Origin of the sequence: Ruegeria sp. HU-ET01832 (genome assembly GCF_040371315.1) — a bacterium.
Lineage (GTDB): Bacteria > Pseudomonadota > Alphaproteobacteria > Rhodobacterales > Rhodobacteraceae > Ruegeria > Ruegeria lacuscaerulensis_A.
Genome location: NZ_BAABWL010000001.1, coordinates 1,008,513 through 1,031,584, shown reverse-complemented (window position 1 = coordinate 1,031,584; position 23,072 = coordinate 1,008,513). Strand labels below are relative to the sequence as shown.

Annotated in this window: 18 protein-coding genes; 8 read left to right on the top strand and 10 right to left on the bottom strand. The window is 58.3% G+C overall.

Annotation, left to right across the window (positions count from 1 at the left end; translation table 11 throughout):
- Positions 1–17: 17 nt before the first annotated feature.
- From ABWV79_RS05160 to ABWV79_RS05140, 5 genes are read right to left on the bottom strand one after another with little or no spacing between them, the layout of a single operon-like run.
- The gene (locus ABWV79_RS05160) at positions 18–1,373 is read right to left on the bottom strand and encodes a CoA transferase (protein ID WP_353390736.1); all 1,356 of its coding nucleotides are present in this window, start codon (positions 1,371–1,373) and stop codon (positions 18–20) included.
- Entirely contained in the window at positions 1,370–2,524 is a 1,155-nt protein-coding gene (locus ABWV79_RS05155) for an ABC transporter permease (protein ID WP_353390734.1), read from the bottom strand. Before ABWV79_RS05155 ends, ABWV79_RS05160 begins: the two co-directional genes overlap by 4 nt.
- Positions 2,521–3,549: an ABC transporter permease gene (locus ABWV79_RS05150; protein ID WP_170354823.1), complete on the bottom strand. Its 1,029-nt coding sequence runs from the start codon at positions 3,547–3,549 to the stop codon at positions 2,521–2,523. The genes ABWV79_RS05155 and ABWV79_RS05150 overlap by 4 nt, the downstream gene beginning before the upstream one ends.
- A 13-nt stretch (positions 3,550–3,562) precedes the next feature.
- Positions 3,563–5,473, bottom strand: coding sequence for an ABC transporter substrate-binding protein (locus ABWV79_RS05145; protein ID WP_353390733.1), 1,911 nt, complete (start codon positions 5,471–5,473; stop codon positions 3,563–3,565).
- Positions 5,466–7,238 (bottom strand): ABC transporter ATP-binding protein, encoded by a 1,773-nt coding sequence (locus tag ABWV79_RS05140; RefSeq protein WP_353390731.1) that lies wholly within the window; start codon positions 7,236–7,238, stop codon positions 5,466–5,468. The genes ABWV79_RS05145 and ABWV79_RS05140 overlap by 8 nt, the downstream gene beginning before the upstream one ends.
- Positions 7,239–7,438: 200 nt before the next feature.
- On the opposite strand from ABWV79_RS05140, the gene ABWV79_RS05135 reads away from it, so the two are divergent.
- From ABWV79_RS05135 to ABWV79_RS05105, 7 genes are all read left to right on the top strand, one after another.
- Positions 7,439–7,969, top strand: a complete 531-nt coding sequence (locus tag ABWV79_RS05135; RefSeq protein WP_170354826.1) for a class I SAM-dependent methyltransferase — start codon at positions 7,439–7,441, stop codon at positions 7,967–7,969.
- A gap of 11 nt (positions 7,970–7,980) precedes the next feature.
- Entirely contained in the window at positions 7,981–8,610 is a 630-nt protein-coding gene (locus ABWV79_RS05130) for a glutathione S-transferase family protein (RefSeq protein ID WP_353390728.1), read from the top strand.
- A gap of 111 nt (positions 8,611–8,721) precedes the next feature.
- Positions 8,722–11,124: a GcvT family protein gene (locus ABWV79_RS05125; RefSeq protein ID WP_353390726.1), complete on the top strand. Its 2,403-nt coding sequence runs from the start codon at positions 8,722–8,724 to the stop codon at positions 11,122–11,124.
- A gap of 2 nt (positions 11,125–11,126) precedes the next feature.
- The gene (locus tag ABWV79_RS05120) at positions 11,127–12,668 is read left to right on the top strand and encodes a trimethylamine methyltransferase family protein (RefSeq protein WP_353390725.1); all 1,542 of its coding nucleotides are present in this window, start codon (positions 11,127–11,129) and stop codon (positions 12,666–12,668) included.
- Positions 12,669–13,340, top strand: coding sequence for a TetR/AcrR family transcriptional regulator (locus ABWV79_RS05115; RefSeq protein WP_170354830.1), 672 nt, complete (start codon positions 12,669–12,671; stop codon positions 13,338–13,340). It begins immediately after the preceding gene.
- Complete coding sequence (locus tag ABWV79_RS05110; RefSeq protein WP_353390723.1) at positions 13,337–14,641, top strand: NAD(P)/FAD-dependent oxidoreductase; 1,305 nt, start codon at positions 13,337–13,339, stop codon at positions 14,639–14,641. Before ABWV79_RS05115 ends, ABWV79_RS05110 begins: the two co-directional genes overlap by 4 nt.
- A 56-nt stretch (positions 14,642–14,697) precedes the next feature.
- The gene (locus ABWV79_RS05105) at positions 14,698–15,429 is read left to right on the top strand and encodes a hypothetical protein (RefSeq protein WP_353390722.1); all 732 of its coding nucleotides are present in this window, start codon (positions 14,698–14,700) and stop codon (positions 15,427–15,429) included.
- On the opposite strand, the gene ABWV79_RS05100 is transcribed toward ABWV79_RS05105, so the two are convergent.
- On the bottom strand, positions 15,426–15,785 hold the full coding sequence (locus ABWV79_RS05100; protein WP_170355054.1) for a DUF3307 domain-containing protein: 360 nt from the start codon (positions 15,783–15,785) through the stop codon (positions 15,426–15,428). The genes ABWV79_RS05105 and ABWV79_RS05100 overlap by 4 nt on opposite strands.
- Before the next feature lie 244 nt (positions 15,786–16,029).
- Between ABWV79_RS05100 and ABWV79_RS05095 the strand changes: the two genes are divergently transcribed.
- Positions 16,030–19,026, top strand: a complete 2,997-nt coding sequence (locus ABWV79_RS05095) for a cyclic nucleotide-binding domain-containing protein (RefSeq protein WP_502949849.1) — start codon at positions 16,030–16,032, stop codon at positions 19,024–19,026.
- Here the strand turns inward: ABWV79_RS05095 and ABWV79_RS05090 are convergent.
- The 4 genes from ABWV79_RS05090 to ABWV79_RS05075 all read right to left on the bottom strand — a co-directional run bounded on the left by ABWV79_RS05090 (position 19,023) and on the right by ABWV79_RS05075 (position 23,051).
- Entirely contained in the window at positions 19,023–19,310 is a 288-nt protein-coding gene (locus ABWV79_RS05090; protein ID WP_170355056.1) for an ArsR/SmtB family transcription factor, read from the bottom strand. The two genes, ABWV79_RS05095 and ABWV79_RS05090, sit on opposite strands and share 4 nt — an antisense overlap.
- Positions 19,311–19,419: 109 nt before the next feature.
- Positions 19,420–20,652 carry a mandelate racemase/muconate lactonizing enzyme family protein gene (locus tag ABWV79_RS05085; RefSeq protein ID WP_353390720.1) on the bottom strand — a complete coding sequence of 411 codons (1,233 nt, stop codon included), beginning with the start codon at positions 20,650–20,652 and terminating at the stop codon, positions 19,420–19,422.
- A 23-nt stretch (positions 20,653–20,675) separates the two neighbouring features.
- Positions 20,676–21,770 carry a Zn-dependent alcohol dehydrogenase gene (locus tag ABWV79_RS05080; RefSeq protein ID WP_353390719.1) on the bottom strand — a complete coding sequence of 365 codons (1,095 nt, stop codon included), beginning with the start codon at positions 21,768–21,770 and terminating at the stop codon, positions 20,676–20,678.
- An 81-nt stretch (positions 21,771–21,851) separates the two neighbouring features.
- Positions 21,852–23,051, bottom strand: a complete 1,200-nt coding sequence (locus ABWV79_RS05075) for a TCR/Tet family MFS transporter (protein WP_353390718.1) — start codon at positions 23,049–23,051, stop codon at positions 21,852–21,854.
- Between the last annotated feature and the right edge of the window lie 21 nt (positions 23,052–23,072).

Here is a 23,072-nt window from a genome sequence, read left to right as displayed (position 1 = left end):
TCCGCGCGGCGGTTGCGCTATGGTTTAAGCGAAGGCCAGATGGGATCAGACGTTCCCAGTTTGGAGGCAGGCCGGGACCAGATCATATCCGTGCCACCCACGCGAAGGGCTGGTTTGAGGCGATGGCCGACACCCCAGTCGGATTTCTCAGGGGCCGGCGCATAATCGGTTGGGTTGGCGCGAGTGATTTCATTTGAGGTTTCGGCTTTACCCAACACGGCCAGCAACTCGGCCGTTCGGGCCAGAGACAGTCGCGCCTGCATGATCGAATTGCCCAAGGCTGCCTCGGACAGCGCCGACAGCGCTGCGGCCGCCATCAAATACCCAGTCGCGTGATCCAACGCCTGAACCGGCAGCGGCGTTGGTTTATCTGCTTTGGCCCAGCTTCGCCCGGCATCCGCGATGCCCGCGCTCATCTGCACAAGGCTGTCAAAACCGCGCCGATTGGACCAAGGTCCTTGCCAGCCATAGGCATTCAAGGTGACTTCAATGCGATTGGGTGCCAGCGCATCCCGTTTCGTCTGTGTCAGGCCAAGCGCGTCCAGTGCGCCGGGGCGATAACCATGCACGAACACATCCGCCTGAGAGAGAAGGTCTTGCACGGCTTCAAGGCCGGCGGGTGTTTTCATATCCAGATAGGCGCAACGCTTGCCCAGCGAAACATCGGGAATCACGCCGGGTTCGTCCCAGCTAGGGGGGTCGATGCGTAGAACTTCGGCGCCAAACCCCGCCAGGGCACGCGTCGCGATCGGGCCAGCCAGAACGCGGGTCATATCCAGAACGCGTAACCCGGCCAACGGACGTTCGGCTGTCGCTTGCGGTCGGTCGCGTAACGTAACTTGACGCGGATTATGCCAGCCGATCAACGGATCGCGGGAGACAGCCCGGCCCTGTGGATGTTCCAGCCATTCCGAGCGGCTGCGCATTGCGGCTGTTGCTCCTCCCTCGGCCACTATGGCTGCTTCTAAATCGACGATAGACCATGTTCTGACTACTTGGGTCACGGCATCCCTGTCAGGCTTGACCCTGAGAATTTTCAGGGCGGCCTGCCGATGGGCGGGCAGGTTCGTATGCAACCTGATCCAACCGTCGGATGCCTGATAGTCTCCGGCGATGGCGTCCCAGAGGCTGGGCATTTCCCACCCTTCCGGTTTGAACGAGAAACCGTACCAAAGCGAGGCCAAACGGTGATCAACCGTTAATTCGGGCGCGTCGCTGACAAGGTTCAGCGACTTCATCAATCGGATGAGTTCCTGACCGACGGCCGCAAAGCTCGCGGTTGCCAGCTCGGACACGGCAAAAGCGCTGGGCCGCGCCCCGCTGCCGGTCACGCGGTAGCTGTCGGAAGCGGGAAGCGCGGAGAGCAGGGTCATTGTTGATAGGGGTCCAAACTGTCACGCAGCCCGTCGCCAAGGAAGTTGAAGGCCAAAACCACCACGATGATTGGTAGCATCGGAATCGCTGTCCACGGGTAGATCTCGATCGACGCGAGGTTCTGGGCATCGTTCAACATTACGCCCCAACTGACGGCTGGAGCCCGCAAACCAAGTCCAAGGAAGGACAGTGCTGTTTCCCCAAGAATCATTGCAGGTATCGACAGCGTGGCCGACGCGATCAGATGGGACATGAAGTTCGGCAGTAGGTGCTTGCGGATCACGCGGCCCGAACTTGCGCCCATCATCTCGGCCGCGCGGACGTATTCTTCTTCGCGCAGCGACAGGAACTTGGCGCGCACGGATCGGGCAAGGCCGGGCCAGTCGAGTATCCCGAGGATGATTGAGATGATGAAGAACACCGCAACCGGGCTCCAATTTGAGGGCACCGCCGCAGACAAGGCCAGCCATAATGGCAGTTCGGGCAGGGACCGCAGAACCTCGATAACGCGGTTGATGACCCAGTCGATCTTGCCGCCGAAATAGCCCGCCATCGACCCGAACAGGATGCCCAGGAAGAACGACACCGAGATGCCGATGAGGCCCACGGTCAGCGACAGTTGCGCGCCATAGAGAATGCGGCTGAAGACATCCCGACCCAGACGGTCGGACCCCCACAGAAACAGCGTTGCCCCTTCGGGCGCACAGAACAAATGCGTGTCCGACTTGATCAGCCCCGCCAGCCTGTACTCGGCCCCCTCACAGAAGAACTGGAGCGGGCGCGGATCGCTGGTGTCGGTCACGGCTTTCCACTGGAAGGTCTCAAGGTCGGCCTCGATCACCGTCGGGTAGACAAACGGACCGACGAATTCGCCTTCGTGGAACCAGTTGACGCTTTGGGGCGGGGCATAAAGATGCTCGTCATTGCGTTCATTCGCACCATAGGGGGCAATGAACCCGGCAAAGGGCAGCATCAGGTAGCACAGCAGCAGGAAGATGCCCGAAATCAGGCCCAGTTTATGGGTGCGGAATTTGCGCCAGACCAGCAGCCAGTTGGGGGCGTCCAGATCGGCGCGCTCAAGCTGTTGCAGGGCGGCGTCTGGATCGAAGGGGGCATCGTCGACATAACGATCGTCAGAGCGTTTGGTCATGCTTCACGCCCCTCATACCGAATTCGCGGGTCCAGCATGACCAGCAAGATGTCTGAGATCATGGTCCCAATCAGCGTCAGCAGGGCCACAAACATCAGGATAAAGGCCGACAGGAACTGATCCTGCGTCTTGAGCGCCGTCAGTAGGGTCGGGCCAATGGTCTGCAAACCCAGCACCACCGAGACCAGGACCGACCCCGACACCATAGAGGGAAGCAGGTTGCCGATATCGGCCACAAACGGGTTGAAGGCCACGCGCAGGGGATACTTGGTCAACATCCGCGACGGAGCCATACCCTTCGCGATGGCGGTTTCCACATAGGGTTTGCCCAGCTCGTCCAGCATGTTCGCGCGTAGCCGCTGCATCATCGCGGACGCGCCCGAGGTGCCGATCACGAAGGTTGGAACAATCAGGTGGATCAGGATGGACTTCAGCTTGTCCCAGCTCATCGGCTGCCCCTCGTAGATCGGATCCATCAAACCCCCGATGGGTAGGTTGAAATATTGGTGACCGTAGTAGAACAAGATCAACGCCAGCAGAAAATTTGGCGTGGCCAGACCCAGATACCCTACGAAAGCCGAGGTATAGTCGATCCAGGTCCGTGACCGCGCCGCCGCGAGCACGCCCAGCGGCAGGGCGACGGCATAAACAAACAGGATCGCGGCAAGGTTCACCACAACGGTCAGCCACAGGGTGTCGCCCACGATCTCGGCTACGGGACGATCGAACTCGAAGGACCAGCCGTAGTTGCCTTGTATCAGGCCTTCAAACCCATGTGGCCCGGGCCAGAACCCCATCCAGATCAGGTATTGTTCCCACATCGGACGGTCCAGAGCGTATTCTGTGCGTAGAAATTCCGCCTTGGCTACACCTGCAGACTGACCCGATGCCTGAAGCTCTGCGATCTGGTTGCTGAGGTAATCTCCGGGCGGCAGGTTGATGATAACGAAGATCAGCACTGACACCACAAGCAGCGTCAGCAGCATCGTGAAAAAGCGATACACCACGTAGCGCAGCATTATCATTTAGCTGCTCCTGTCAGTCGGCGAAGAAGAACTCGTCGGGTCGGTGAATGCCAAAATGCGCGCCGGGTTCCCATGCCCACATGGCCTGTTCGGGTACGTTGCGCAGACGGTTCGATACTACGACGGGTTGTGGGGCACCATTCAGGATACCAATCGCATAAAGCTGGTCAGCGTGGATCTTCAGCATCTCGGTCCACACGGCTTTGCGCTCATCATCTGTGGTCGCGATTTCCCAGTCATGAGCCAGTTCCATCAGCCGTGCGGCTTCAGGCATATCAGGGGCTTCCCCTACATCACCACCGGTTTGATAATATTGACCCCATTTCGGCCAAGCCAGAAACACCTGATCCGTTGGGGCCAGATAGGCAGGTGATGTGTGGGCTTGCGGAATGCCGTCATCCCAGCCGAACCAGACCGAGGCCATGGTGTTGCCCGCAAATACTCGGTTGCGCAGGATGTCGCGGTCCAGTGGGCGCATTACCAGATCAACACCAATCTCACGCCACGTATCTGTCACGATCTGCAGGGCATTCTCGACCTCCTGACGCTCGCCTGCGGTTTCGATGATCAGCTCCATCGGGCGACCGTCAGGCAGAAGGCGAACACCGTTCTTGTCGCGTTTGGTCAGCCCGGCTTCATCCAGCAATGCGTTGGCCTTGTCGATATCATACTGCGCCCAAGCCTTGGCGTTTTCTTCGTTGTAGAAAGGAGAGGCCGGCAGGACCGACATCGCGCCCGGCTGTGCCAGTTTGAAATATAGCGCCTGATTTATCGTCTTGCGGTCGATGGCCAGCGAAAGCGCGCGTCGCACGCGCACGTCACGCAGTACATCACGCCAGCCTTCATCGGCATAATTCAAGTTTGGATAAATCGCGATCTGGGATGCAACACCAGTTTTCCAAAGCAGTGTCTTGTAGTCCCCGCCGGCTTCACCTTTTTTCAAGATCGACGCATCCCGGAACGCCAGCCCGCGACCTTGAAGATCGGTCTCGCCTGCGTTGGTTTTTGCGGCAACCAGACCGGGTGCCACGATCTCCATCTCGACCACGTCGATATAGGGCAGTTGGACGCCCTTGCTGTCGATACGGTGGTAGTAAGGATTGCGCACGAAATTGTGCCGGATCTTTTTACCCGAGCTGGCGTTCAGCCAGGGTTGCAGCGTCGGCAACTCGTGATTGTCGAACTTATAGAGGTTGTCGAGTTTGTTGTGCAGTGCAGCCCAGCTTTTGACGCGGGCGTCTTCAACCTGAAAGGCCAGCTCCTCTGCATCTGCGAACTTCTCGTGGTATTGTTTCAAAAACTCAGATGGGCGGTAGATAAACGGCGGGCGGGCCTGAGCAAGCGACTGCAGGAAATCCGGGTTTGGGTCTTCCCATTCAAAAACAACGGTCGTTTCATCCGGGAAGGTGACGGTCGGTGTCTTGCCTTCGACGATCAGAAAATCTGGTGGTCCCGACGGGCTGAGCAATTCATTGTTTGCCACGTCCTCCCACCAATACCGAAAATCCTCGGATGTGAAGGGGGATCCATCCGACCATTTGTGGCCTTCGCGTAGGTTCAGAGTGAATTTCCGGTTGTCTTCGGTTTCAAAGGATTCCAGCAGATCGGGCACGATTTCGTAGTTCTCATCGAACCCTACCAGCCGGGCGTAGCCATAGACGACCATCTGCCGGATGTCCTTCGAACGGGTAACCATGGTTCGCAAGGTTCCTCCCGGAGTGCCGAATTCGCGCCCCTTGGCGTTCAGATCGACGATCAATGGTTCGGCGGGTAGGCGTTCTTGCACAGGGGGGAGGTTTCCGGCAGCCACTTCGGCTTGCCAGAAAGCGCTTTCCTGCGGGGTGGGTGTCTCGGCCACGACGGGCGGAAACCAAAACGCAGACAGGGCGGCTGCCAGGATCAGGGGGCGAGGGGTCTTAAACATGGCATCGTACCTTATGGCCGGGCTCCATCTCTACCAACGAAGGTATCACGGAGTCCGTAAATCGGAAGGCGTCTTCCCAACTGTCGGGGGAACCGGCGCCCAAAGCAACCAAATTCAGGTCAATGGGCCGGTTGATGTCGGGTTCCGGTTGAGCGGCAATCAGCGCCTTTGTGTAGGGGTGGTGCGGGTTGTAGAACAGGGTCTCGGGCGGCGCTTGTTCCACCACAAGACCCCGGCGCATCACCGCAACTTCGTCGGCAATGCGGGCCACGACAGCAAGGTCGTGAGAAATAAAGAAGTAAGACAGGTTCAGGCTGTCCTGCAGGTTTTCCAGCAAGGTCAGGATCTGCTCTTGCACAGAAACGTCCAATGCCGAGGTCGGCTCGTCGCAGACAATCAGCTGTGGGTCCAGCATCATTGCCCGTGCGATCGACAGACGCTGTCTCTGGCCGCCCGAGAACGCATGCGGGTAGCGCTTTAGCATGTCGGCGTTCAAACCGACGCGTTTCAACATGTCTGCCGCTTTGTCACGTTGTTCAGCTGGTGAGCCGATATTGTGAATCTCAAGCGGCTCGGTCATGGCGTCCTGAATGCGCATGCGCGGGCTGAGTGAGCTGTAGGGGTCCTGAAACACCATCTGAGCCTTGCGCTGAAACGCGGTGCGCTGGGCGCGGGTCATTTTATGGACCGTGATCGGATCGGCGTCGGGCGCGGTGCGAAACAGCACCTCGCCGCCCGGATCGGGGGGCTCGGCCCCTAGTGCAATACGGGCTGCGGTGGTTTTGCCCGATCCGCTTTCACCGACGATGGCCAGTGTCTTGCCGCGCGCCAGATCCAGATCGACGCCCCGGCACGCATAGATCATTCGATCGCCCTGCCAACCCTTGCTGGAGCGCATCGTATAGGTTTTGGACACATCCTTCATTTGCAGGATGAGGTCCTCATGGGGCATGGGCAGCCCTACTGCGTCCTTTTCAGGAATCGCGGGCGCGGCATTGAACAATTGCTGCGTGTATGGATGCGCTGGCGCGGTCAGAATTGGCGCAGCGGCGCCGGCCTCCATGACGCGGCCTTTGTGCATGACGACCACTTGTTCGGCCATGTTCGCTACCACGCCCAGATCGTGTGTCACAAGGATAAGCGCCATGCCCGTCTCGCGCTGCAGCTCCTTGATTAGCCCCAGCACCTGAGCCTGAGTGGTCACGTCCAACGCGGTGGTCGGCTCATCCGCGATCAGCAGCTCTGGCTTGGCGACCATCGCCATCGCGATCATCGCGCGTTGCCGCATCCCGCCGGACAGCTCGAACGGATAAGAATCATAGGCACGCTGCGGGTCGGGGAATCCCACGCGTTCGAATTGGGTCAGAACCTCTTTGCGGGCTTGCGCCTCGGATGCGCCGCGGTGCAACCACAGAACTTCGCTGACCTGATTGCCGATTTTGTGCAGCGGCGACAGCGACCGCATAGGTTCCTGAAAGATCATCGAGACCCGATTGCCGCGAATGTCGCGCATCTGGCGCTCGCTTATCGCGGTCAGGTTTTCCATGCCTTTGGAATCATTCAGAGTAATGGTCCCGCTGCGAATTTGCGCCGTGCGTGGGAGGATCCGAAGTGCTGCGCGGCACGAGATGGTTTTGCCAGAGCCGGACTCGCCCACCAGTGCCAAAGTCTGCCCGGCCTCGACGTCAAAACTGACACCTTGAACAACGGCCTCACCAGCACCGAACCCGATGCTAAGATCCCTGACAGACAACAACGCAGTCATGCGGGTTTTCCACCCGTTCGGCCGTCACTCGGCATAGGCTTGATCAACTCCCCGTGTTTTTTGACGCAGTTTCGCGCGGTTGCCCCTGTTTAGTCAAACCCGTTCTTGTGTTGAAATGTCGCGGAAATATGAAACTGCGGCGAAATTGCCTACACAAACCCTTGATGATTTGTCATCACAGGTGGTGTCGTTGCCTTGTTATGCGTCGGCAACTATCAAGGAGAGATTTCCCAGTGTCCGATCCCCAAAGTCGTCTTGATCTGTTTATCGACCGTATGGTCTCGCAAAGGGCTTGTCTGGACTTTGCCATTGACCAGACCCAGGACATGCCGGGACCGGTGTTCGAATTGGGGCTGGGCAATGGTCGCACCTATCATCACATGGTGCAGTATGTGCGGAACCGACCGGTCTATGTGTTCGAACGCGCGGTCGCGTCGCACCCGGACTCGACACCTCCGGACGATCTGGTGATTCTGGGGGATGTCCGCGAGACGTTGCCGGCATCGCTGGACCGTTTTGGCGCAACCGCCAGCCTGATTCATGCTGACCTTGGCGGGCATAACCGCGAAAAGAACGACGCTTTCGCGCGGTTTGTATCCCCTCTGATCGAGCCGTTGCTGGCCGAGGGCGGACTGATGGTGTCTAGTGACCGTATGTATTTTGACGGATTGACCGAGTTGTCTTTACCCGACGGGGCCGTCGCGGGGCGCTGTTTCGTCTATCGCCGCTGAAGGGGATGCCAATGCTGTTTTATGATTGCTCGACCGCACCTAATCCGCGCCGTGCGCGGATGTTCATAGCTGAAAAAGGGCTTGAAATTGAAACGCGTGACATCTCGATCGCCAAAGGCGAGCAGATGAGCAATGAATTCCTTGCGGTCAATCCAAATGGCACTATTCCCGTACTGGTTACAGATGAGGGGACCGCGTTGACCGAAAACCTTGGCATCGCGGCATACCTCGAAGCCCGCTTCCCCGAGCCGCCGCTGATGGGCCGTACATCTGACGAAAAGGGGTTGGTTCTGATGTGGAACAGTATTGTCGAACAGCAAGGCGGTGCGCCGGTCGCCGAGGCGCTGCGCAATACCCATCCCGTTTTCGAAGGTCGCGCGATTCCCGGCCCGGCGAATTATGCGCAAATCCCGGAATTGGCCCAACGCGGGATCGAAAGGGTGAGGCGATTCCTCGACATGCTCGAAGGGCGCTTAGCGGAAAGTGCCTATGTCGCAGGTCCGGAGTTTACCCTGGCTGATATCTCGGCCTTTGTATTTGTAGATTTTGCGCGCGTCATAAGAATGCGAATTCCGCAAGAAAACAAAGCGACTCAGGCATGGTTCGATAAGGTCGCAGCGCGCCCCAGCGCCCAACTTTAATTTCGTTGAATTCAATCAACACAAACCGTCGTCACGAACTGTACATAAATGTCTAGACAGAAGTGAACAGTGCGTCTAGCGTCCCGTGTAAGTCATGCAGGGGAGAGCGGGATGAAGTCTCAGTATCGCGTTGTGGTTATCGGAGGCGGGGTCGTAGGCGCTTCGGTTTTGTATCATCTGGCCAAGTTCGGCTGGTCGGATGTGGTGATGCTTGAGCGACGACGGCTGGCCTCGGGGTCATCGTGGCACGCAGCGGGCGGTATTCACGCGCTGAATGCCGATCCAAACATGGCGGCGCTGCAAGCCTATACGATCGACCTGCTGAGTGAGATCGAGAAAGAATCAGGCCAGAATATCGGTTTGCACATGACCGGCGGTCTGACCTTGGCAGGTACGCCCGAACGGTGGGAGTGGTTGCAGGCGAATTACCGTATTTTCCAGTCCATCGGCATTGATGACTGCGAATTGTTGTCGCCGGAAGAGGCGCAGAAACGCTGCCCGATCATGTCCACCGATGGCGTCTTGGGCGCGATGTGGGCTGATCGAGAAGGCTATATCGACACGACCGGTACGGTCCAGGCCTACGCGACGGCGGCGAAAAAGCGCGGTGCGGAATACTATGAGGAAACCAAGGTCGAAAGCTTGACGCAGACGGCCGATGGGTGGGAGGTTGTGACCGACAAGGGCACGATCACCTGCGAACATGTGGTCAACGCGGCGGGGCTCTGGGCGAAGCAGGTCGGGCGCATGGCGGGGGTAGAACTGCCGGTTTCTCCGCTGAAACACCACTATCTGATCACCGATACCGTGCCCGAGGTCGCGCAGGCAGATTTCGAGATGCCGATGACCGTGGACCTAGAAGGCTTCACCTATATGCGGCAGGACCAGAAAGGCGTTCTGGTCGGTATCTACGAGGTCGAGCACGAACACTGGTCCATGGACGGTGCGCCGTGGAACTATGGCGAGGAACTGTTTCAGGAACAGCTGGATCGGATCGAGAATGAGCTGACGCTGGGTTTCGAACGCTACCCCTCGATCCAGAATGTGGGCATCAAGACTTGGGTGAACGGCGCCTTCACTTTTGCGCCGGACGGTAACCCTCTGGTCGGGCCGGTGCCGGGTAAACGTGGCTATTGGTCGGCCTGTGCTGTGATGGCCGGGTTCCTGCAGGGCGGCGGCGTTGGTAAAACACTGGCCGAGTGGATGATCCATGGTGAGCCCGAGGCGGATGCCTGGCCCATGGACGTGGCCCGCTTTGGCGATTTTGCGCAGAACAAACGCTATATCCGCGAAACCACGGGGCAGTTCTATTCACGCCGCTTCGTGATGACCTATCCGAACGAGCAATTGCCTGCGGGGCGTCCTCTGAAAATGGCCCCGGCGCATGATGCTATGACCGAAGCCGGGTGTAAGTGGGGCGTCAGCTGGGATCTGGAAGTGCCGCTCTATTTTGCGCCGAAAGGGTTCGAGGAAACGCCAACCCTGAAACGTTCCAATGCACACGACATCGTGGCTGAGGAGTGCAAGGTGATCCGCGAGGGTGTCGGTTTGATGGATATTACCGGCTTCTCGCGGTTCGAAGTCAGCGGCCCCAACGCGCAGGTTTGGCTGGACAGGGTGATGGCCTCGAAACTGCCTGCGCCGGGACGTGCCAAGCTGGCCCCGATGCTGGGTGAGAACGGGCGGCTGAAGGGTGACCTGACCGTTCTGAACTGGGGCGACGGGACGTGGTGGATCATGGGCAGCTATTACCTGCGCGCCTGGCACATGCGCTGGTTCGATGACCACATGATCGACGGCGTCTCGGTCCGCGATCTGGGCGAAGAATACTGCGGCTTCGCCGTGGTTGGCCCGAAATCGCAGGCGGTGGTCGAGAAGCTGGCCGAGCAGGATATCTCGGGTCTGAAATTCATGGGCTGCGGCGAGTTCGATATCGGTCTGGTCCGCGCCCGTGTGGCCCGAATGTCGGTAACAGGCGAGAAAGGGTACGAGATCAACTGCCGTTATGGCGACCACATAAAACTGCGTCGGATTTTGCTGGAAGCCGGGGCCGACGAAGGCATCCGAGAATGTGGCTTCAACGCGATGCTGTCCACGCGGCTTGAGAAGAGCTTTGGCATCTGGTCGGCGGAATTCACACAGCTTTATACGCCGGGGATGACCGGAATGGATCGCTGGATCGACTGGGATAAATCCTTTGTCGGCAAAGAGGCTGCCTTGGCGGAACGCGACGGCAACGGACCGGCCCAAGTGCAGGTCACGCTGGAGGTCGACGCATTGGACGCTGACGCCAGCGGGTACGAGCCCATCTGGGCGGACGGCGAACGCGTGGGCTTTGTGACCTCGGGCGGCTACGGCCACTATACCGGCAAATCGCTGGCAATGGCGCTGGTCAACCGAGACAAGGCCGAGCCGGGGACCGAGTTGTCAGTGCATGTGGTCGGTGTCGAACGCTCTGCACGGATTGTTGCGCCATCACCGTACGACCCGCAAGGCAAAGCGATGCGAGGCTGAACATGGAAGCTCAACGTGGCAGACGCAGGCGGGGACGGGGGACCGAGGCCGCCCCCGCGCCCAAACGGGATGTGAATTACCGCCAGCTCAGAAACCCGTTTCCGCCGATGGAGGTGTTCTCGGCGGATCAGATCGCCGACATGCACGCGTCGTCCTTACGTCTGTTGCAGGAACTGGGCATCAAGGTGCTGCTGCCCGAAGCGCGGACGTTGTTCGCCAAGGCAGGGGCCAAGGTCGATGAAGACACCGAGATGGTGTTTATTGGCAAGGATATGGTCGAGGCCGCTGTCGCCTCGGCCCCCAAATCCATCGCTTGCCGGGCAGGGGCGCGGCATCGGGATTTCACGCTGGAACTGGGATCGTTGGTCTTTCAACCTGGTGCTGCGGCCCCCAACGCCACCGATCTAGAACGCGGGCGGCGGCCGGGATCGGGACGCGACTATCTGGAATTCCTGAAGCTCACCCATCATTTCGACGTGTTCCAGATGATCTCGCCCCTGGTCGAACCGCAGGACGTGCCGACCAACGTGCGACACTACTTCACGACGCGCGCGCAGATGGAGCTGACGGACAAGTTCCCTTTCTTCTTCTCGCGTGGAAAACCGCAGGTTTTGGACAGTTTTGAGATGCTGTCTATCGCACGAGGGCTTTCGGATGACGAATTCCGGGGTAACGCGCATTGTTATACGATCATCAACACCAACAGCCCGCGCACGCTGGATATTCCGATGGCGCAAGGGTTGATCGACTTTGCGCGGCACGGCCAAATCTCGATCATCACACCGTTCACGCTAATGGGCGCGATGGCTCCGATCACCGTGGCGGGCGCTATCACTCTGTCCCATGCCGAGGCGCTGGCCGCGCTGACCCTGACGCAGCTCGCCAACCCCGGCGCACCGGTGTGTTATGGGACGTTCACAAGTAACGTAGACATGAAATCGGGCGCGCCTGCCTTCGGGACGCCTTCGCACTTTCAGGCGTCCTTGGCGGCGGGGCAGTTGGCGCGGCATCTGGGCCTTCCGTGGCGCTCGGCTGCAGGCTCGGCCTCGAACATCAACGACGTACAGGCGGCGAATGAAAACCAGTTCGGCCTGTGGGGCTGTCTGATGGCCGGGGCAACCGTGATCATCCACTCGGCCGGGTGGCTCGAAGGCGGCTTGACCGTATCCTACGAAAAACTGGTCAGCGATGCCGAAGTGCTGAACATGGTGGCCGAGCTGTGCAATGGCGCGCAGGCCGGTGCCTCCGAGATCGGGTTCGAAAGTGCCCTGCGTGAGGTCGACCCCAGCGGGCATTTCTTTGCCACCAGTCAGACAATGGAGCGCTATAACACCGAGTTCTACCAACCCCATCTGCACGACTATGCCAATTTCGGCACCTGGACGGAACGCGGATCGGTCGATGCCAACCATCGCGCGACCGGGGTCTGGAAGGACATCCTTGCCAATTTCGAATCCCCCGTTCAGAACTCTGACCGGCTGGGCGATCTGCACGACTTCATTGCCCGACGCACAGAGGAGGGCGGCGCGCCGCCCGAGAGTTGAATGAGCAAACCGATCCTGCACCGCGACGACCCCGAGGCCGAGCCTCTGGTGGGTAACATAAAGGTCACGCGCGACGACTGGTTGAACGTGGCGATGGACGTCCTGATCTCGGACGGGATCGACCAGATCAAGGTGCTGAATCTGGCCGAGCGGATGGCGGTATCGCGGTCTTCGTTCTATTGGTATTTCAAATCGCGGCAAGAGCTGCTGGACGCGTTGTTGGCACGCTGGCAGGCGACCAACACCGCTGGGTTGATCCGTCAGGCCGAGGCCCCGGCAGACACGATCACGGGCGCGGTGTGCAATGTGCATCGCTGCGTGGTGAACACCGATCTGTTCGACACCGCGCTGGATTTCGCCATCCGCGACTGGGCGCGTAAATCGGGCAAAGTGCGTCGTGCGCTGGATCAGTCGGATGCGCGGCGGCTGGAGGCTTTGCACGCCATGTTCGCGCGCTATGGCTATCCCGAGGTCGAGGCTGAGACCCGAGCCCGCGTGCTGTATTACATGCAGATCGGATACGATCTGGCGCAACTGAACGAACCCATGTCTGTGCGGATCGCCATGGTGCCGCATTATTTGTTTGTCTTCACTGGGGTTGAGCCGCGCCGTGAAGAGATCGAGGAATTCAGCGCCTATTCCCGGCGCTACTGGACAGGAGATCCGTCATGACCCAACCAGAAGCAATCATCATCGGAACAGGCGTGATCGGCGCAGCTATCGCGTTCGAGATGGCCAAGGCCGGGTGGAAAACCTTGTCACTGGATCGCAATACGCAGGTTGGGCATGGCTCAACCGCTGGGTCATGCGCGATTATTCGGATGCATTACTCCACCTTTGATGGCACCGCTTTTGCGTGGGAGGGCTATCACTATTGGCGCGACTGGGCCGCGTATCTGGGCTTGCCAGAAAACGCCAATCTGGCGCAGTTCCGCGAGACCGGGTGCCTGGTGATGAAGACCGAGGCCAACGGGATGTTGGAAAAACACATGGTTAACAGCGCGGATCTGGATTGCCCGTTCGAGGAATGGACACCCGAGAAGATCACCGAGCGCTTGCCCGTCTATTCCATGGACAGTTTCACACCGCCAAAACGCATGGACGATCCTGAGTTTGGCCAGTCCAACGGACGGAAGATGCAAGGCGGAGTGTTTTGGCCACAGGCAGGCTATGTGACTGATCCGGCATTGTCGGCGCAGAACCTGATGGATGCCGCCAAACAGCACGGGGCCGAGGTGCGAACGGGGGCCGAGGTGGTTGAAATTCTGACGGAGGCCGGGCGCGTAGCTGGGGTCAAGCTGGCCAATGGTGAGGAGATCCGTGCCAAGGTGGTAGTGAATGTGGCCGGGCCGGGGTCGGCCATCATCAATGGTATGGCAGGGGTGCTGGATGATATGACCATCGAGACGCGCCCTCTTCGGCAAGAGGTCGTGCATGTGCCTGCGCCCGAAGGGTTCGATTTTGAAAACGATGGCACCATCGTCTCGGACAGCGACATCGCGCTGTATTGCCGCCCCGAGCATGGCAACCACATCCTTGTGGGCTCGGAAGACCCGGAGTGCGATCCGCATCAGTGGTGCGAGGATGATGTCAACTACAACCGTGATTTCACCGACCAATGGACCACGCAGGCGATGCGCTATGCCCAGCGGGTTCCTAGCCTGGGCATCCCGTCTAAGACGCGTGGTGTGGTGGACCTATATGACGCCTCGACCGACTGGATTCCGATCTATGACAAATCCAGCCTGCCGGGGTTCTACATGGCCTGCGGCACAAGCGGGAACCAATACAAGAACGCGCCGATTGCCGGCAAGATGATGGCTGCTCTGATAGACTATGTCGAAGGTGGCGCCGATCATGACGCCCAACCGCTGCAGTTTACGTTGCCCTATATCAATCGCGTGATCGACGTGGGGTTCTATTCCCGGAAACGCCCGATCAACGAGGAAAGCAGTTTTTCAGTTTTGGGGTAGTTTAACGCGTAAAACGCTCTAACCTTTCTGGGGACTGCAACAAGGCGGACCCCAGAATGACCGATACTCAGACCCGAGTTTTGATTCTTGGAAGCGCGCCGGCTGCCGTTGCAGCGAAAGATTGGGAGCGTTCGCCATTTACGCACATAGTTGCGATCAACAACGCCTGGCGTATTCGTAATGATTGGGATGTACTGATCCACCCCGAGGACTTCCCGGTCGAGAACCGACCCGCCGCGGCGCTTAGCAGTCAATCCATTGTTGGTGCCGCAGACTACGTACCTTTGCAAAATGACTATGGTGGGTTCGTCTACGCGGGCGGCACGATGGCCTTTACCGCAGGGTACTGGGCACTGGCTGCGCTTCGACCCTCTGTGTTGGCATATTTCGGCTGTGATATGGTATACCCCAGCGCTGGAAAGACACATTTCTATGGAACCGGGGCGGCCGATCCTTTGCGCGCTGACGTTTCGCTCAGGTCGCTTGAAGCAAAGTCGGCTCGGCTTGGGTTGTTCGGTGCTGCTCAGGGATGTCGGATCGTGCGGCTTTCCAACGGGGAAAGCAGGCTGGTCTATCCTTCGGTCGCTTCGACATCGCTTGGTTCGGTCGATCTTCCGTGCACGCATGGGATGAGTGCGGCATTGCAGCGTGAAAAAGAGCTGGGTTACTACGTGCCGTCGGGTCGCTATTGGGAGCATTCGGATGCGTTTGACACCGACCGAATAGATGAACTGGACAAGATGTGGCTGTCAGCTTACCGGCAGAGTGCGTTGGGTAAGGTCGCCTAAGCTGCGAATTTCACCCAGGCCCAGACCATTGCGACATAGGTTAGATTGTGCAGGCACTGATCCAGCCCGGCCGCGCGCCAAAAGGCCGCTTGCGTTGGCATTAGTTGCTTTTTGTCGGAATAGCTGGCCTTTGCGAAATCAATATTGAAATGAACGATCCATTCCAGCGCGGCGATGATAAGAATAAATGCCCAAGGCGAGCCAAATAGTAGGAAAACAATGACGGACCCCACAACATGCACTGCCGCATGTTGTGCGCGTCCCATATGAAAATATTCCCCGCGTCCCGCCAGCATTTTCGGCGTTTGGAGGTAATAGTCCGCAAACATATGTTTGATCTGCAATAAGCAGAGCATCAAAAACACTGCGCCTAAATTGGCAGGCAAATTAATCCTCCCGACATCGTCCTGATATAAACACTAGGCGGTAACTTGTGGTTGCGCAAATGAACTTGTTCACATTCGGCGAAAATCTGATCAAATTGGAAACTGTTTGCGTCGCTGGCTACGATTGCGGTAAATTCAAACCATTGGATTTGCGACAATGTCGCCAAGATCGGGTCAGTGATCCGCAACAGGGGCAGGTTCCATAGAACGCACGATTTTCCGCTTTATTTGGAAATACTCCAAACGCGATCAGTTGATCTTGCTGGCCGTGACTGCGACGCTGTTTCCTCTGCTTTACCTGACGCTGGAATTGCCAAAACGGATCATCAACGATGCGATCGGGGCCGGAAGCTCGGTGGTGAACGTGATGGGCTATCAGTTGCCGCAGACCACCTTCCTGATCATCCTGTGTTTCGCGTTTCTGGCTGCGGTTCTGGCCCACGGCCTGATGAAAATGCGGATCAACACGATGAAAGGCGTTCTGAGCGAGCGGATGCTGCGTCGTTTCCGGTATCAACTAATCAGTCGCGCGCTGCGCTTTCCCCAACCTTATTTCGAGCGCGTCAGCCAGGGTGAGATGGTCTCGATGATCACTGCCGAAAGCGAGCCGATGGGTGGGCTGATGGGGGACGCGATTAGCCAACCCGTGCTGCAGGCCGGGCAGATGATCACCATCCTGTCTTTCCTGTTTCTGCAAAGTGTCTGGTTCGGCCTTGCCGCGGTTGCCTTAATCCCGGTGCAGGCCTGGTTGATCCCCAAGCTGCAACGCCAGATCAACCTGTTAAACAAAAGCCGGATTCAAGAAGTTCGTATTCTGGCCGCCCAAATCGGGGAAAACGCGGCGGGCGCGTCGACGCTGCGCACGAATGGGGGGTGGCGGTATCGTCGTGCGATGATCTCGGACCAGCTGGGGCGGCTGTTCAGCATCCGTTTCGAGATTTACCAGAAAAAGTTCTTTATGAAGTTCATCAACAACTTCATTTCGCAACTGACGCCGTTCTTGTTTTATCTGGTCGGCGGTTTGCTGGTTCTACAGGGCTCGGTCTCGCTGGGTGCGCTTGTCGCGGCGCTGGCGGCCTACAAGGACCTGAGCTCTCCGTGGAAAGAGCTGCTGACCTACTACAATCAGACTCAGGACATGTCATTGCGCTGGGACGTAGTGGTTGAACGGTTTGCACCCGCGGGGATGGTTGACGAAAAACTGTTTGAAGGCGAACCAGACAGCACGCCGCGCCTGAACGGCGATATAGCACTGGATCACGTCTCGGTCCGGGATATGGACGGCAATCAGGTTCTTGATGACCTGAACCTGACCTTTCCCGGTGGAAAAACCATCGGCGTCGCAGCCCCCAGCGAAGAAGATCGGCGCGCCCTGGCAGAATTGCTGACGCGCGAGATCATGCCTTCGTCCGGGCGGGTTGAAATCGGGGCGGAAAACATGGCCGACCTGCACCAAGGCGTCGTTGCTGCACGAGTTGGATACGCGTCTTCGCGTCCGGTGATGTTTCAAGGCTCGTTGGGCGACAACGTTATGATGCCGATGAGGTTCAAGCCGGTGACAGGCGGGGTCGAAGATCATGACTTTGCAGAGACCCGGCGGGCAGGGAATAGCGACGATCCCTACAGAGCCGAATGGCTTGACCCTTCGCGGGCTGGTGTTGAAAACGCCGAATCTCTGCGCGACTGGTGGCTGCATCTGATCGACGGCATGGGCTCGGGCGCGGCGCTTTTCCAACGTGGTGCAGAACAGGTCTTTGAACCGGACGAACATCAGGATCTGGCCCGGAAGCTTATTGAATTGCGACCCCTCGTACAGCAGGCGGTGCGAGATGCCGGGCTTGAACAGCAGGCCCTGATCTTCGACTGGTGCTGCTACAATCCTGCCTTACCCGTTGCCGAAAACCTGCTGTTCGCGACCCCGCGTGTGCCTGTGACGCAGGACTTGCTGGCCCGCCAACCTGTCTTTTTGGGAGAGCTGCGAGAACTGGGCCTGGACGAGACACTGGTCAACCTGACGCGCGATGTGGTGGATATGCTGCGGCAGATCTTTGGTCTGGACGGCACAGACCATCCGCTGTTTCGAAAGCTGGGCCTTGAAGCACAGACTTATGAAAGCGCGATAGAATTGCTGGAGCAGACGCGGGATGAGGGGGTCTCGGGTCTGAATGACGAACAGCTTGCTAACCTGCTTGCCGTTCCCGTTGTGATTTCGGCCGAGCAAATCGGTCCGGCATTTTCAGATGAACTGAAAAACCGCATCCTTGAACTGCGTCACAGTCATTCGCATAAACTGCTTGAGGCTTTGCACGACGTGTTTGTGCCACTGAATGCCGAAGAATTTGCGCCCGGCCTGACGGTGATGGAGAATGCGCTGTTCGGCAAGGTCAGCCAGATTGGGGGTGCGCGTTCAGATGAGGTGCGCAAACTGATCGTGGATGTTCTTGACCGCAACGGGGCACGGCCACAGGTGGTCGAATTGATCTATGACGTTCCGGTGGCCCTGGGTGGTCAGAATCTGCCGGCGGTTTTTGCCGAGCCGCTCTCGTTCACGCGCGCGACGATAAAGAAACCGGATATCCTGATTTTGGACAATGCGCTGGCCAGCTATGACATGGCCACGCAGGTGGCGGTCTATAAGAATATACGCTCTTTGCTGCCGGAGACGACCGTCATTTATCTGAACGATCAGTATGACAATCCGGATGTATTCGACATGTATGTCGAAATCCGGCAAGGTCGGGTGGTTTCAGATGAAGGACCTGCAGACGTGGAAGAAGACAGTGCAGCCTCGGCCGACTTGGCGCGCAAGCTGCGCGCTCTTGAGCAGACGCCGCTGTTTTCGGGTCTTGACCGTCGTCAGCTGCGCCTTTTGGCCTTTGGTGCCCGCTGGTTTGATGCCAAGCCTGGCGAGGTTGTGTTCCTCAAGGACGACCAACCCACAGATGGGGCCTATGTGGTGTTGGAAGGCGAGGCGGGTCTGTATCTGCCACAACCTGACGGACCGGATCAGTTGATCACAAAAGTTGGTGCAGGAGCGCTGGTCGGAGAGCTGGGCCTGATCCGCAAAGAGCCGCGCGCACTGAGCATGCTTGCCGAGACGAACCTGTCCTGCCTGCGGATCGGGGAAGAAGAGTTCTTGGCCGTTGTCGAAAACGATGCCGCCACGGCCTTTAAGCTGATGCAGGTGATTGCAGGGTATGTGTCAAACTAGTCTTGCGGTTTACAGAACAGGTCGTAAAGCAAACCAATCATTTGGGCTGTGTTTCCGTCCTGCAACGAATAGTAGATCGTTTTCCCCTCGCGCCGGGTCGACACCAGCCCCTCGCCGCGCAATCGCGCCAGCATCTGGCTGACGGCGGCTTGTCGGATATTCAGCAGGTTCTCAAGCTCACCTACTGATTTCTCACCTTCGCCCAAATGGCAAAGGATCATCAGGCGGCCTTCATGGGCCAGAATTTTCAAGAACGCAGCGGCATGCGCGGCGCTCTCTTGCATATCTGAAAGGGCGCTGTCCTGATCCTGAGCGTCTTTTTCCTTAAGTGTCACGTGGGGGCCTGCTTGCGATAGGGGGTCAAGGTAATATGCCCCAAACCGCAGCAGTTTGTCACCCCTCGGTTGCAGGGGCACCGCCCTGAAACGCATTGCCGTCGACGTAATTGCAGGGCTCTTCCTGCATCTGAAGGTGTAATCCGTCACCTGTGAAAGGATGCGCCCGCGCCAAGTCTTCGTCGACATCGATGCCCAAGCCTGCAGCCGTAGGTGCCGTTACAAAGCCGTTTTCAACGCGCAACTTGCTTTTGATCAGGGCGTCGTGAAATGGGGTCTCGATCGTTTCCAGCAAAAGCAGATTTGGGATCGAAGCCGCCAGATGAATATTCGCGGCCCATTCCACCGGCCCCGCGTATAAGTGCGGAGCCATTTGTACGTTAAAGACCTCGGCCATTGCAGCGACTTTCTTCATTTCCCAGATGCCACCGGCACGGCCCAGTGCAGGTTGAAGAATCTCGGCTGCGCCAGCGCGCAGGACGGCTCCGAATTCGGCCTTCGTGGTCATCCGTTCGCCTGTTGCCACAGGAATTCGGACATTGCGGGCAACGCGGGCCATGTCCTCGATCATGTCGGGGGGTGTGGGTTCTTCGAACCACAGTGGCGAATATGTCTCTAGCGCCTGACCCAGGCGGATCGCACCGGCGGTGTTGAATTGGCCATGGGTTCCGAACAGCAGATCTGCCTTGTCGCCCACGGCCTCACGGATGGCCTTGCAGAAGGCGACAGACATCGAGATATCGGACATTGCAGGCATATGCCCGCCGCGTATTGTATAAGGCCCGGCAGGGTCGAACTTGACCGCTGTAAAGCCGCGTCGAACCATTTCAGCAGCGCATTCAGCTGCCTGATCAGGTGCAGTCCAAAAGTCGTTAAGATTATGCTGGGGTAGGGGGTACAGATAGGTATAGGCGCGGATCCGATCATTCACCAGCCCACCCAGCAGAGCGTAGACGGGACGGTCGCGATCTTTGCCCAGAATGTCCCAGCACGCGATCTCGAGCCCCGAAAACGCGCCCATAACTGTCAGATCGGGTCGTTGTGTAAAGCCGCTGGAATAGGCGCGGCGGAACATAAGCTCGATGTTTTCGGGGTTTTCGCCCTGCATGTGACGCTCAAAGACGTCCCGAATGACGTGGCGCATAGCATCAGGGCCTACAGATGAAGCATAGCATTCGCCCCAACCGGTTATGCCTGTGTCGGTCGTGACTTTGACCAATATCCAATAGCGCCCGCCCCAACCGGGTGCCGGCGGAGCGGTCACAATGATGTCGAGGTCCTGCAGCTTCATGGCGTCTCCTCCGGTCGTTTGCCTCAGGCTTTGTCGAACATGATCACGTTTCGCTTGGCCGAACCGGTTTTGGTGTCTGCGATCGCCTCGTTGATCTGCGACAACGACCACCGGCCTGAGATCAGCTCGTCCAGTTTCAGCCGCCCCTGTTCATACAAGTCAATCATCCAGGGAATATCGCGCTGTATGACCACGTCGCCCATCTTCGATCCGATCAGGCCTTGCCCTAGCGCTGCAAGGATAACGGGTTCATAGCTTGACTGATCACCTGAATGAGGCATCCCGATCATGACAGCCTTCCCACCGGGTCCAAGATAGCGGGGTGCCTGATCGTAGGCTGGGATGGCGCCCACCGTGATCAGCACGGCGTCGGCCCCACGCCCGCCCAAGGCTTTGTAGGCGTCCTTCCATGGTGACTTCGACGTCGCCAAGACACCATGCGTCGCACCGAACTCTGCAGCGATGTCCAACTTATCTTCGGTCATGTCGACGGCCACAATGCGCCGCGCTCCGGCGATACGCGCGCCTTGAATGGCGTTTAGCCCCACGCCGCCAGCACCGATCACGACCACGTCCTGCCCTGGACGCAAACCGGCGGCGTTCACCGCGGCACCCACGCCGGTGATCACACCGCAGGACAATAGGCTAGCTACATCCTTGGGCATGTCTGACGGGATTTTCACGATCTGACGGTGGCTGACCACAACTTTTTCGGCAAAGGCACCGCAGGCCATGGCCTGTTCCAGCGGTCCACCGTCGGCTGTGCGCAGCGGCCCTTTAACGGTGTCATATGGCGTTTCGCAAATCGTTGGGTTGCCGCCTGCACAAGACGGGCAGGATCCGCAGGCGCGGATGAGGGTGACGACAACCGGGTCGCCGATGGCAAAGCCCCCAACTGCCGGACCAACCGCAGTAATGACGCCCGCGGCCTCGTGCCCATAAACGGCAGGCAGGAACCCACCCCAAGCACCGCTTGCGTAGGATATATCCGAGTGGCAGATCGCGACCGCGTCCAGAGTGACTTCGACCTCGCCCGTTTGAGGTGGCGCGATTTGGATGTCCTCGATGACCAAGGGGTCACCGAAGGCCCGGCAGACGGCGGCTTTGATTGTTTGCATCTCTTCCCTCATTTCCTTTGGGTCACGGTGGCGCGCCGGATTGCAGGCTGCAAGGTGGAATCCGTCACAGCGGTGTCGCTGTTACACTTTTTTGGGTTTTGCTTTCAGAAAGGCTGCAAAGCCGACGACCATCAAGACCATGGCCAGCAAGAAAGGGGCACCCGGCAGATAAAGTCCCGTATCTGGTCTGGCAAACTGCGCAAAGACGCTGGTCATCAGCAAGGGGGAAATCACCATCGATAGGGCATGCAGTGAGGTAAGGACGCCCTGCAACTCGCCTTGCTGGCTGTCCGGCGTAGCCTTGGACATCATCGCTTGCAAGGCGGGGGTCACAACCGCACCCAACGCGGTGAGAGGGATCATCAGCAATGCGATCAGACCACTTGTCAGAAACGCCAGAATAGCGAAGCTGATAATCTCGATGACCATGCCGTAGATGATCGTTCCTCTTTCGCCCAGATACCGGGTAGCTGGCCGGATCAACCCGCCTTGAACGGCAGCCATGCCAATTCCATAAACACCAAGGGACAAGCCGATCATCTGGGGGGACCACCCAAACCGTTCAGTGGTGAAATAAGCCCAGATGGCAGGGTATACGTAAATTGAGATCGAATAGAGGAAATAGACCCACAGCATCGGGCGAATGCCGGGCAATCCCGCAATGGCGCGGAGGGAATTAATCGGGTTTGCGCGGCGCAGATTGAAAGCTCTGCGCGTTTTGTCGGTCACGGTTTCGGGCATTACGAAAAGACCAATTGCAAAGGTCACCAATGATAATGCAGCGGCTGCCCAGAAGGGCGCACGGGTCCCGTATTCGCTCAGCAGGCCGCCGATCACGGGGCCCAAAACGAACCCGACGCCGAAAGCTGCGCCGAGCAGACCGAAATTGGCCGCCTTTTCTGCGGGTTTGGAAACATCTGCCATAAAGGCTGCTGCAGTGGCGTGGGTGGCCGCTGTGACTCCGCCGACAATCCGCCCAACCAATAGCAGCCAAATACTGCCCGCCAATGCCATCACCACATAGTCCAACGACATAACGAACAATGACACCAGCAGAACTGCCCTGCGCCCATAGGCGTCTGAAAGATTGCCGAGGATGGGGCCGAAGACGAATTGCATTGCCGCAAAGGCAGTGCTGAGAACACCTCCCCAAACTGCTGCACCGGCCAGCGTACCGCCCTGAACTTCGACGATGAGTTCGGGCATGATCGGCAGAACCAGCCCAATGCCCATTGCGTCGATCATGACTGTGAGCAGGACAAAGAGAAAGGGAAGACGCATGGAAACCGCTGAGTGAATACT